This is a genomic window from Bradyrhizobium sp. 45 (assembly GCF_023073155.1).
GTDB lineage: Bacteria > Pseudomonadota > Alphaproteobacteria > Rhizobiales > Xanthobacteraceae > Bradyrhizobium > Bradyrhizobium canariense_D.
Genome location: NZ_JADPIX010000143.1, coordinates 257,808 through 269,413, shown reverse-complemented (window position 1 = coordinate 269,413; position 11,606 = coordinate 257,808). Strand labels below are relative to the sequence as shown.

General features: G+C 63.6%; 8 protein-coding genes. 5 read left to right on the top strand and 3 right to left on the bottom strand.

Annotated elements, in window-relative coordinates:
* The first annotated feature begins 15 nt into the window (after nucleotides 1–15).
* Together IVB42_RS33740 and IVB42_RS33735 are read left to right on the top strand one after the other, a co-directional pair.
* Complete coding sequence (locus tag IVB42_RS33740; protein WP_007593600.1) at nucleotides 16–303, top strand: hypothetical protein; 288 nt, start codon at nucleotides 16–18, stop codon at nucleotides 301–303.
* A gap of 175 nt (nucleotides 304–478) precedes the next feature.
* Entirely contained in the window at nucleotides 479–1,249 is a 771-nt protein-coding gene (locus IVB42_RS33735; RefSeq protein ID WP_247393969.1) for an SDR family oxidoreductase, read from the top strand.
* 114 nt (nucleotides 1,250–1,363) lie between these two features.
* Here IVB42_RS33735 and IVB42_RS33730 read toward each other — a convergent pair whose 3' ends face one another.
* From IVB42_RS33730 to IVB42_RS33720, 3 genes are read right to left on the bottom strand one after another with little or no spacing between them, the layout of a single operon-like run.
* On the bottom strand, nucleotides 1,364–4,732 hold the full coding sequence (locus IVB42_RS33730) for an error-prone DNA polymerase (protein ID WP_247471882.1): 3,369 nt from the start codon (nucleotides 4,730–4,732) through the stop codon (nucleotides 1,364–1,366).
* Nucleotides 4,729–6,321: a DNA polymerase Y family protein gene (locus IVB42_RS33725; RefSeq protein WP_166520834.1), complete on the bottom strand. Its 1,593-nt coding sequence runs from the start codon at nucleotides 6,319–6,321 to the stop codon at nucleotides 4,729–4,731. Before IVB42_RS33725 ends, IVB42_RS33730 begins: the two co-directional genes overlap by 4 nt.
* The gene (locus IVB42_RS33720) at nucleotides 6,218–7,006 is read right to left on the bottom strand and encodes a DNA repair protein (RefSeq protein WP_204510671.1); all 789 of its coding nucleotides are present in this window, start codon (nucleotides 7,004–7,006) and stop codon (nucleotides 6,218–6,220) included. The genes IVB42_RS33725 and IVB42_RS33720 overlap by 104 nt, the downstream gene beginning before the upstream one ends.
* 162 nt (nucleotides 7,007–7,168) lie before the next feature.
* On the opposite strand from IVB42_RS33720, the gene IVB42_RS33715 reads away from it, so the two are divergent.
* From IVB42_RS33715 to IVB42_RS33705, 3 genes are all read left to right on the top strand, one after another.
* Nucleotides 7,169–8,404, top strand: a complete 1,236-nt coding sequence (locus tag IVB42_RS33715) for a putative DNA modification/repair radical SAM protein (protein WP_085352244.1) — start codon at nucleotides 7,169–7,171, stop codon at nucleotides 8,402–8,404.
* Nucleotides 8,404–9,846, top strand: a complete 1,443-nt coding sequence (locus IVB42_RS33710; RefSeq protein ID WP_247393988.1) for a UdgX family uracil-DNA binding protein — start codon at nucleotides 8,404–8,406, stop codon at nucleotides 9,844–9,846. The genes IVB42_RS33715 and IVB42_RS33710 overlap by 1 nt, the downstream gene beginning before the upstream one ends.
* Nucleotides 9,847–9,944: 98 nt before the next feature.
* Nucleotides 9,945–11,573 carry an inorganic phosphate transporter gene (locus IVB42_RS33705; protein ID WP_247394000.1) on the top strand — a complete coding sequence of 543 codons (1,629 nt, stop codon included), beginning with the start codon at nucleotides 9,945–9,947 and terminating at the stop codon, nucleotides 11,571–11,573.
* The last annotated feature ends 33 nt before the right edge of the window (nucleotides 11,574–11,606 follow it).

Sequence of the window (11,606 nt, the reverse complement as noted above, 5' to 3'; positions counted from 1 at the left end):
ACACAAGGACATGCAATGGCCGCCATCGATCCCCTCACCGCAGGCGCCGTGTTCATCGCAACGGCGGCCACCGACGCGGTCTATGTCATGTTCACCTCGGCCGTGATCGCGCGCAAGCGCGTGCCCGCGGCGAACTGGAGCGCGGTCTGGTACATGCTCTCCTCCTATGCGGTGATCAGCTACACCGAAAACGCTTTCTATGTGGCTTTCGCGGCGATCGGCTCCTGGGCCGGCGCCTACGTCTCACTGACATTCCTGCACCGCCCGCCCGGCGGCCCGCCGGTGGGAGCGGCACCGGAGTGAGGGCCGCTGTTTCCACAACGTCATTGCGAGCGAAGCGAAGCAATCCAGAATCTTTCCGCGGTGGCAGTCTGGATTGCTTCGTCGCAAGAGCTCCTCGCAATGACGATCTGGAGGCTTTTGGGCATCTCTCGAAACAGCTACACTCGCTGCAACCAACAAAAAGGAAAACCAAACAATGGATCTCGGTCTCAAGGGCAAGAACGCCATCGTGCTCGGCGGCACGCGCGGCATCGGGCGAGCGATTGCGGCGACGTTGGCCGGCGAAGGCAGCAATGTCGCGGTGTGCGCGCGCAACGGTGATCAGGTTGCCGCTACCGTTTCGGAGTTGAAGGCAAGCGGGATCCGCGCGACCGGCGGCCCGGTCGACGTCACCGACGGCGCGGCACTGAAATCCTGGATCGAGAATGCTGCAAAGGAGCTTGGCGGCATCGACATGCTGTTCTCCAACGCGGGCGCGATGGCGCAAGGCCATGATGCCGCATCGTGGGAACAGAATTTTCGGCTCGACCTGCTCGGCGCCGTGCATGCGTTCGACGCCGCGCGGCCGTTCCTCGAGGCCAGCGGTGCGAGCAGCGGCGACGCCGCCTTCGTGATCATCTCATCGATCTCCGCGGCGCAAGCGGACACAGCGAGCTCCTACGGTCCGATCAAGGCGGCGTTGATCCACATGGCCAAGGGACTGGCGCGGCAATATGCGAAGAAGAAGATCCGCGTCAACGTGGTCTCGCCCGGCACGGTCTATTTCAAGGGCGGCGTCTGGGAGACGATCGAGCATAACATGCCCGAGCGCTACAATGATGCGATGAAGCGTAACCCCACCGGCCGCATGGCGACGCCGCAGGAAATCGCGAGCGCAGCGGTGTTTCTGGCAAGCCCGGTGTCGGGGTTCACTACGGGCTCAAACCTGGTGGTGGACGGCGCGATCTCGAACCGGGTGAATTTCTAGAACAAACTCGTCATTGCGAGTGTAGCGAAACAATCCAGTATCTCTCCGCGGTGACAGTCTGGATTGCTTCGCTGCGCTCGCAATGACGGTGCGAGAGCGGCGCGTCCCACAACCTCAATGAAAGTCCCGCGACGGCGGCAGGATACGGACATTGCGGGGATGACGGATTTTTTGCGCGGGCGCATCCGTGTGGGCGCGGGGGTCGTCGTTGAGCGGTTCGACCACGGTGGCGCCTGCCGGCACCGGATGCTTGCGGCCGAGGGCGTCGTTGGCAAGGCCGACCAGATCGTGCGAACGGTCGATCATCCGCTGGGCGATTAGATGCGTCACCTTTTCCGGACTGCTCTGGATGTAGCCCTCGACCAGGATGAGGCGCGCGCCCATCACCTCTTTCCGGTACTGCTCCATGATCTTGGGCCACACCACGACATTGGCGATGCCGGTTTCGTCCTCCAGTGTCATGAACACGACGCCGCTGGCGCTGCCCGGCCGCTGCCGTACCAGCACGACGCCGGCACAGCGGACGCGCCGCCGTTCGTTGTCGTGATTGATGTCCTTGCAGGCGACGATGCGCTCGCGCGTAAACATCTCGCGCAAGAATTCCACCGGATGGCCTTTGAGTGAAAGGCGAATGGTCTGATAGTCCGCGACCACCTGTTCGGCCCGCGGCATCACCGGCAACGGCTTGGCGTGCTCGTCCGGCTGCTCGCGTGCGGTGGCCACCTCGAACAGCGGCAGCGGCACATCGTCGGGCAGGCGCCGCACCTGCCACAGCGCCTCGCGGCCATCGAGCCCGAGCGAGCGAAACGCGGCGGCATCGGCAAGCAGGATCAGCGCGCGCTTGGGCAGTCCGGTGTCGCGGGCGAAATCTTCCAGCGAGGTGAAGGGCCGGCGGTTGCGCGCGGAGACGATGCGGTCGGCCCAGTCGGGCGCTCTCTCCACACGGTCATTCCGGGACGCGCCTCTTTTCAGCCTTTCCTCATCCTCATCGAGCCAATGAAAACCGTCGATCTGGCGGAAGCCCAGGCGCACGGCGCAATATTTGCCACTTCCTTCCTCCAGCGTGTTCTGCGCAAAGCTGTAGGACACATCGATCTCGCGCACCTCGACGCCGTTCTTGCGAGCGTCGCTGACGATCTGCGCCGGGGCGTAAAAGCCCATCGGCTGCGAGTTCAGGAGGCCGCAGCAGAATGCATCAGGGTGATAATGCTTCAGCCATGAGGAGATATAGACAAGCTGCGCGAAGCTTGCAGCATGGCTCTCCGGAAAACCGTAGCTGCCAAAACCCTTGATCTGTTCGAAACAGTTTCTGGCAAAATCCGGCGCATAACCGCGTGCGATCATGTTGCCGATCATCTTGTCTTCGAACTTGCCGATGGTGCCGACATTGCGGAACGTTGCCATCGCACGGCGCAGGCCGTTGGCCTCCTCGGCCGTGAACTTCGCGGCTTCGATCGCGATCCGCATCGCCTGCTCCTGGAACAAGGGCACGCCGAGCGTCTTGTGCAGCACCCTGTAAAGCTCGTCCTTGTCGCCATGATCCGGCGACGGAGACGGATAGCTCACCTTTTCCAGGCCGTTCCGCCGCCGCAGATAAGGATGCACCATGTCGCCCTGGATCGGACCAGGCCGCACGATCGCGACCTCGATCACGAGATCGTAGAAGGTCCGCGGCCTCAGCCGCGGCAACATGTTCATCTGCGCGCGGCTCTCGACTTGGAACACGCCGAGCGATTCCCCGTCGCACAGCATGTCGTAAACCCTGGAATCATCCTGCGGGACGCTCGCCAGCATCCAGCGTTCGCCCTTGTGCTGCTCGATCAAATCAAAGCATTTGCGGATGCAGGTCAGCATGCCCAGCGCGAGCACGTCGACCTTCATCATGTTGAGCGCGTCGACGTCGTCCTTGTCCCATTCGATGAAGGTGCGATCGTCCATCGCGGCATTGCCGATCGGCACATAGGTGTCGAGCCGGTCCTGCGTGAGCACATAGCCGCCGACATGCTGGGACAGATGACGGGGGAATTCGATCAGCTCGGTCGCGAGCTCGACTGCGAGGTTGATCATTGAATTCTGCGGATCGAGGCCGGCCTGCCTGACCTGCATGTCGTTGAGGCCCTTGCCCCAGCTTCCCCAGACGGTGTCGGCGAGTGCGGCAGTGACGTCCTCGGTCAGGCCCAGCGCCTTGCCGACGTCGCGGATGGCGCTGCGCGGGCGATAATGAATGACGGTGGCGATGATCGCGGCGCGATGGCGGCCGTAACGCCGATAGACATATTGCATCACCTCCTCGCGCCGCGAATGCTCGAAATCGACGTCGATGTCGGGCGGCTCCAGCCGCTCCTTGGAGATGAAGCGCTCGAACAGCAGATCGACCTTGGTCGGGTCGACCGAGGTGATGCCGAGCACGTAGCAGACCGCCGAATTCGCCGCCGATCCCCGCCCCTGGCACAAAATGTTCTGGCTGCGGGCGTAATGCACGATGTCGTGCACGGTGAGGAAGTAATGCGCGTATTTCAGATCGGCGATCAGTGCGAGTTCTTTCTTCAGGGTGGCGCGCAGCTTGTCGTCGATCTTGCCGCCAAAATATTTGTCGACACCCGCCCAGGTCAGATCCTCCAGATGCCCCTGCGCGGTCTTTCCCGGCGGCACCGGCTCATCCGGATACTGGTATTTGAGCTGACCGAGCGAGAAGGTGATCTTGTCCGCAAAGCGCATGGTCTCCGCGACAGCGTCAGGGAAATCGCGGAACAGCCGCGCCATCTCCCTGGGCGTCTTCAGAAACCGCTCGGCATTGGCTTCCAGCTTCCGGCCGATCGCCTCGATCGTGGTCTTTTCCCGGATGCAGGTCAGCACGTCCTGGAGGGGACGGCGCGCGGGGTGGTGATAGAGCACCTCGTTGGTCGCAAGCAGCGGCACTTTTGCTTTTGCGGCGAGATCATCGAGCTGCGCGAGGCGACGGCGATCGTCGCCGCGATAGACCAGACTCGCCGCCAGCCACACGCCCTCGGCGCGACTTGCCTTCAGCTTGGCGAGGATGTCCTGCGCTTGCGCCGCATCGAAGCGATGCGGCAGCGTCAGGATCAGGAGCTGGCCTTCGGAAAACGCAAGGAGATCGGCGAAGGTGAGATGGCATTCGCCCTTCGCGATCCGCGTGATGTCGTCGCCGCGCTTGCCCCGGGTGAGAAGCTGGCACAGCCGGCCATAGGCGGCGCGGTCACACGGATAAACCAGGATATCCGGCGTGCCGTCGATGAAGACGATGCGGGTGCCGATCAGAAGCTTCGGCTTGTGCAGCACCTTGTCATTGTCGAGCTCCTTGTAGGCACGCACCACACCGGCGAGCGTGTTGTGATCGGCAATGCCGATCGCGGGAATGCCCAGGATGCTGGCCTGGTGTACATAGTCGCGCGGATCCGAGCCGCCGCGCAGGAAGGAGAAATTCGTGGTGATGCCGATCTCGGCATAAGCGGGCGTGTTCATGCGAAGAGACCGTGCACATACCAACCGGGAGGAGCGGGCTTGCCGTCGTCGTCGAAGCACTCCCCCTCGTAAAGACCGTCGCGAAAGATCCAGAAGCGTAGGCCTTCGGCATCCTCGATACGAAAATAATCCCGTGTCAGTTGCTTGCCGTCCTGCCGCCACCATTCCATGGCGATGCGCTCGGGGCCCTCCACCCGCACCACCGCATGCTGCGCGCGGCGCCAGGTGAATTGATGCGGCGGCCCGTCGGGCACGGTCGCGAACGGCACATTGATCGGCTCAGGCTTGTCGAACAACCGCAACGGACGCAGCGGCGGCTCACCCTCGGTGCGCGCGGGCCATTCGGCCTGCATGGCCACGGCGAGATGATGCTGGGCAGGCGCCGCCAGCACCGCACATTCAGGGATATGGGTATCCTCAGGCAGGTGCACGACGACGCGCTTTCCGCCGATGCGCGCGGCGATGCGGTCGATCAGCGCGGCAAGCTCGTCATTGTCGTGGACATGGGCGTCGAGATCGCGCTGCTCCTGCACCACGATCTCGGTGCGGCTTGCCGACAGCCGCACCATGTCGAAGCCGAAGCCGGGATCGAGGGGATCGGCGAGTGCATCGAGACGCTCGCGGAACAGCCGGTCGACGACCGCGCTCCGCGTCACGGGACGTCCGGTTTCGACCATGATGGCGCGCACCGCGCCGTCGGTACGGAAGAAGGCAGCTTCCAGGCGGCGCGCGCCCTTGCCCTGCTTCTCCATCGACGCGATCAACGTATCCGCCAGGCGCGACAGCGTCATCGCGATCATGGTGTCGGTCGCGATCGGCTCGGCAAAGCGTTTCTCCACGATGTAATCAGGCGGCGGCTTTCGTGGATTGATCGGCGCATCGCCCTGCCCCAGCGCATGCGCGAGCAGCGTGGAGAACCGCGCACCGAACCGCGCCGTGATTTCGCTCGGCGTGCGCGAGGCGACATCGCCGATGGTCTTCAGGCCGGCGCGTCGCAGACCGGTGGTAATGGCCTCACCCGCGCCAAGTGCGGACACCGGAAACCGACTGATTGCCGCCGCCTCCTCGCCATCGGCAACGATGGTCCCTGAAGATTGCCGCGTCAGCGTGCGCGCGCAGACCGAGGTGCCGGCGATCGCCGCGCTGACGGCAAAGCCCTGGCGGTCGAGGGCGCGGACAAGGGTTTGCAACAGCGCAGCCTCGCCGCCGAACAGATGCGCGCAGCCGGTGATGTCGAGGAACAGCCCGTGCGGCGGATCGAGTGCCACCAGCGGCGTGAAACGATCGCACCAGTCGGCGATGTCGCCGATCGTCTTGGCATCGGCCACGGCATCGGCGTCGAACACCTTTAAATCAGGACACATCGCCCGGGCATTGGCCAAAGGCTGGCCGATATGCAGACCGAGGCGCTCGGCCGCCTCGTCCAGCGCATGGATCACCAGCGCGTTGCTGTCCTTGGCAACGACGATGCTGGGCGCATTATTTTCATGCAGTCCGACGTTGCCGAAGAACCGCTGGATCCGATCGATGGGCAGGCGCGGCAGCCACAGGCTGAGGATACGCCGACGATTCAGAGAACTGGCACTCATCACATTTCCATTCCATGATCCACCGGCCGCACGGGCCATGACGATTGCGCAGGAGCTCGGCATCGAAGCGCGGCGCCCCCCAGGCACTCCACATCGCGCCCGGCGGCGAATGCGCCGCGCGCAGCATCCATCTGGTCTCGGCGGTTGAGGGTAAAGGTTGCGCGGCCATCCGCAGCAGCAAGCCGGTGACACCAGAAGACTGCGCAGCCAGCGTCAGCTTGCGGCTCGCAACCAGATCGAACTGCCTCGTCTCGCCCCAGAGCTCGAGCACGATCGCACCCAGCGCGTCGCAGGCGAGCGCATCGGCCGCCGTGCGCAACGCACTCTCCACGTCGGCGGCGCGCACCATCACCATGCGGCGCGGATCGAGACCGATCTCGGTGAGCCCGCTCATCGACAGCGCACCGGTTTCAATTTCTGAAAAATCCTGCCGCACCCACAGCAGCGGTTTGCGTGCCGTCACGCGCCCCGCAAGTCCGGTGACAAAGCCCGTCGCGGCCGCGCCCTGACGTCCTTCGCAAAATACCTCGTGGATTGCCGCGCGTGCGAGCCCGCCCTTCAGCGCGCTGTCGGCCTCGCGATGGCCGAGCGCGACACGGTCGCGATGATGCACGACCTCCGCCGTCTCGATGCGCTCGATCTGGCCGCGCAAGGCTGCAAGCGCGCTTGTTCGTGCGCCGCTCATATACGCCGCTCCTCAAGGGTGATTGCCGATGGCTCTCAAAAAGAGAACCAGCGGCTAGCTCATTTGTTCATGATATGTTCTAATATAAAGCTAACGACGCCCCGGGAGTCAATCGAATTGGCGGGCCTTGGGATTCATGAGCTGAATCAAAGGGATTCCAATATGGACGTGCAACGCAAGCTGGAAATCCTGGCGGACGCCGCCAAGTACGACGCGTCCTGCGCCTCCAGCGGCACCGAGAGGCGGGATTCCAGCGACGGCAAGGGCATGGGATCGACCGCGCCCGGCATGGGCATTTGCCATTCCTACGCGCCGGACGGTCGCTGTATCTCGCTGCTCAAGGTGCTGCTGACCAACGCCTGCAATTACGACTGCCTCTATTGCGTCAACCGGGCCTCTTCCAACGTGCCACGCGCCCGCTTCACCATCGACGAAGTCGTCAAGCTGACGCTCGACTTCTACCGGCGCAATTACATCGAAGGACTGTTTCTCTCCTCCGGCATCATCCGCAACCCCGACTACACCATGGAGCAGGTGGTAAGCGTCGCGCGCAAACTGCGCGAGGAGCATCACTTCCGTGGCTACATCCATCTCAAAACAATCCCCGAGGCCGACGATGCATTGATCTCCGAGGCCGGCAAATATGCCGACCGTCTCTCCATCAACATCGAGATGCCGCAGGAGACGAGCCTGCAGCAATTCGCGCCCGAGAAGGACGTGCGCGCGATCCGCCGCACAATGGGCCGACTGCGGCTGAAGCTGGACGAGGCCGAGGAAAGCCGTAGCGCGAAGACGAAAGCCAAGCCGCAGCGCTTCGCACCGGCCGGCCAAAGCACGCAGATGATCGTCGGCGCCGACGCGGCCTCCGACCACACTATCCTCCACACCAGCGCCAATCTCTACAGTTCATACAGGCTGAGGCGCGTCTATTATTCCGCGTTCAGCCCGATCCCCGATGCCAGCCGCGCGCTGCCTCTGCGCGCGCCGCCCTTGCTGCGCGAGCACCGACTCTACCAGGCCGATTGGCTGATGCGGTTCTACGGCTTCGACGTCGGCGAGATCGTCGACGACAGTGCGATGCTGCCGCTCGACATCGATCCAAAACTCGCCTGGGCGCTGCGCCACCGCGACCGCTTCCCGCTCGACGTCAACCGGGCCAGCCGCGAGGAATTGTTGCGCGTGCCGGGCTTCGGCACCAAGGCGGTCGAGCGCATCATCGCGGCGCGCCGCACGACCACCATCCGCGTCGCCGATCTCGCGCGGCTGCATGTGCCCCGGAACAAAGCGCTGCCGTTCATCGTGCTGAGCGATCACCGGCCCGCGCCGCACCGCCTCGACGAGGCACGGCTGATCGAACGGTTCAAGCCGAAGGCCACACAACTGGGATTTGGCTTCTGATGCAGTACATCACCCTCGAGAACGAAACCGATTTCGACGGCTGGCGCAAAGCCGCGCGTAGCCTCGTGCTTCACCAAATGAAACCGGTCGATGTCACCTGGACCGTGCAGGGCGGCGAAGCGGAGCTGTTCGCGCCACCCTCGCCGTCTCCGCTGCCGGCCGGTGGCGATAGCACCTTCAACGTGCCAGCAAAATTCGTCGAGCTCGCCAAGGCCGCGATCCTGCATCGCGATCCCGAGCGTTTCGCGATCCTCTATCGCCTGCTGTTTCGGCTGAAGGACAATCACGACCTCATCGAGGTCGCGACCGATCACGACGTGGCGCAAGTCGCGGCCATGGCAAAGGCGGTCTACCGCGACGAGCACAAGATGCATGCCTTCGTGCGCTTCCGTGAGATCGGCAGGGAACGCGAAGCACACTACGTCGCCTGGTTCGAGCCGGAGCATCACATCGTCGAGCTCGCCGCGCCGTTCTTCGCCAAGCGCTTTGCCGACATGCCCTGGTCGATCCTGACGCCGGATTTGTGCGCGCATTGGGATGGCCACGCGCTCTCGTTCACATCAGGCGTCAGCAAGAGCGAGGCACCGAGCGAAGACCGGCTGGAGGAAACCTGGCGGCGCTACTACGCCAGCATCTTCAATCCGGCCCGCCTGAAGGTGAAGGCAATGCAGACCGAGATGCCGAAGAAATATTGGAGGAACCTGCCCGAGGCTTCGATCATTAAGCCCCTGATTGAGGACGCCGAGCGCATGACCGGCGCCATGATCGTCAATGCCCCAACCGATCCGCACAAGCCTCAAAAGCGGCCGGAGGCTCCGATGAAACGCAAGACCGCTGCCGACGATCTCGAAGCGCTCCGCGAGGAGGCCGCCCACTGCCGCGCCTGCCATCTCTACAAGGACGCCACCCAGACCGTGTTCGGCGAGGGTCCGAAGTCCGCCAATATCATGCTGGTCGGCGAACAACCTGGCGACAAGGAAGACCTCGCCGGCCATCCCTTCGTCGGTCCAGCCGGCCAGATGCTCGACAAGGCGCTGCAGGAGGCCGGCGTCGACCGCAAGAAGGTCTATGTCACCAACGCGGTGAAACACTTCAAATTCGTACCGCGCGGCAAGATTCGCCTGCATCAGAAGCCGAATACACCGGAGATAAAGGCCTGCCGACAGTGGTATGAACGAGAAGTCTCCGTCATCCAGCCCGATCTCATCGTCGCGATGGGCGCGACCGCCGCGCAGAGCGTGTTCGGCAAGATCACCCCGATCGGAAAGAACCGCGGCCGGCTCATAGACCTGCCCGACGGTCACAAGGCGCTGGTGACCGTGCACCCGTCCTATCTGCTGCGGCTGCCCGATCCGGAAGCCAAGGCGCTGGAATATCAGCGCTTTGTTGAAGACCTGAAGATCGTCGCCGGTTTGCAGAAGAAAGCCGCGCGCGCCGCCTGAATACAGGCGGGAAAACCCCTTTCAGGCGCCGTCTGTCATCCAGCCTTCAAATCAATCGCGGACAATAGCCCCTACAGAAAGTTAAGGGGCGTCCAGACATGACCGATGTTGCATTCGACCGCGCGGTAGCAGATCCCCCGCCGATCCAGCCGGCCTCGCGGCCAAATCTCGACAAGGGCTTCAATCCGCTGACGATGATCCTGTTCTTCGGCATCCTCGCCGCGGGTCTGCTCTATGTGGCCTACAGCATCTATTCGGATGTCGATGCGACCGGCACGCGGGTCACGAGCTACCTGCCCTACATCCTCCTTATCGTTGCCCTCCTGATCGCGCTCGGTTTCGAATTCGTCAACGGCTTCCACGACACCGCCAACGCGGTAGCGACCGTGATCTACACCCATTCGCTGCCGGCCGAAATCGCGGTGATGTGGTCGGGCTTCTTCAACTTTCTCGGCGTGCTGCTCTCGTCCGGCGCGGTGGCCTTCGGCATCGTCTCGCTGCTGCCGGTCGAGCTGATCCTGCAGGTCGGCTCGAGCGCCGGTTTCGCGATGGTGTTCGCGCTGCTGATCGCCGCGATCCTTTGGAACCTCGGCACCTGGTATTTCGGCCTGCCGGCCTCTTCCTCGCACACGCTGATCGGCTCGATCATCGGCGTCGGCGTCGCCAACGCGCTGATGCGCGGCCGCGACGGTACCTCGGGCGTGGACTGGGGCAAGGCCACGGAGATCGGCTATGCGCTGTTGTTGTCGCCGCTGGTCGGCTTCGTCTGCGCCGCCGGCCTACTGCTGCTGCTCAAGCTGATCATCAAGAACCCGGCGCTCTATGCCGCCCCTGAGGGTCACAAAGCCCCACCGATGTGGATTCGCGGCCTGCTGATCCTGACCTGCACCGGCGTCAGCTTCGCCCATGGTTCGAACGACGGCCAGAAGGGCATGGGCCTGATCATGTTGATCCTGATCGGCACCGTGCCCACAGCCTATGCGCTCAACCGCGCATTGCCGGAGTCGCAGGTCGCCCAGTTCGCGAAGGTCTCGGATGCCGCCTCCAAGGTGGTTGCGGCCAAGGGCGCCGGCCATGCGATCATCGGCGATCCCCGTCCTGCGGTGACGCAGTACGTCACCTCGCATCACATCAGCGAAGGCACCTACCCTTCGCTGTCAGTGCTGGTGAAGGATGTCGGCGAGCAGGTCGCGAAATACGGTTCGCTGAACAAGGTGCCGGCGGAAGTCGTCGGCAACACCCGCAACGACATGTACCTGACTTCGGAAGCGATCCGATTCCTGATGAAGGACAAGGAAAACGACCTCAGCAAGGAAGAGGTCGCGACCTTGAACGCCTACAAGGGCGGGCTAGACAGCGCGACCAAGTTCATCCCGACCTGGGTGAAGGTCGCGGTCGCGATCGCGCTCGGCCTCGGCACCATGATCGGCTGGAAGCGCATCGTCGTCACCGTCGGCGAGAAGATCGGCAAGACCCATCTCACCTACGCGCAGGGTGCCTCCGCCGAGCTCGTCGCCGCCGCCACGATCGGCGCCGCCGACGTGTTCGGGCTGCCGGTCTCGACCACCCACGTGCTGTCGTCCGGCGTCGCCGGCACCATGGCCGCGAACGGTTCGGGTCTCCAGGTCGCCACCATCAGGAACATGGTGATGGCCTGGGTGCTGACCTTGCCCGTCGCGATCCTGTTGTCGGGCACGCTGTACGTGATCTTCTCGCGGATCTTCTGAAGCCGATCACTTCACTCGAAGACAAAGGGCCCG

Excerpts from the sequence above, each read along its gene's own strand:
- IVB42_RS33740 (WP_007593600.1), top strand. The coding sequence starts at position 16 with ATGGCCGCCATCGATCCCCTCACCGCAGGCGCCGTGTTCATCGCAACG.
- IVB42_RS33735 (WP_247393969.1), top strand. The coding sequence starts at position 479 with ATGGATCTCGGTCTCAAGGGCAAGAACGCCATCGTGCTCGGCGGCACG.
- IVB42_RS33730 (WP_247471882.1), bottom strand. The coding sequence starts at position 4,732 with ATGAACACGCCCGCTTATGCCGAGATCGGCATCACCACGAATTTCTCC.
- IVB42_RS33725 (WP_166520834.1), bottom strand. The coding sequence starts at position 6,321 with ATGAGTGCCAGTTCTCTGAATCGTCGGCGTATCCTCAGCCTGTGGCTG.
- IVB42_RS33720 (WP_204510671.1), bottom strand. The coding sequence starts at position 7,006 with ATGAGCGGCGCACGAACAAGCGCGCTTGCAGCCTTGCGCGGCCAGATC.
- IVB42_RS33715 (WP_085352244.1), top strand. The coding sequence starts at position 7,169 with ATGGACGTGCAACGCAAGCTGGAAATCCTGGCGGACGCCGCCAAGTAC.
- IVB42_RS33710 (WP_247393988.1), top strand. The coding sequence starts at position 8,404 with ATGCAGTACATCACCCTCGAGAACGAAACCGATTTCGACGGCTGGCGC.
- IVB42_RS33705 (WP_247394000.1), top strand. The coding sequence starts at position 9,945 with ATGACCGATGTTGCATTCGACCGCGCGGTAGCAGATCCCCCGCCGATC.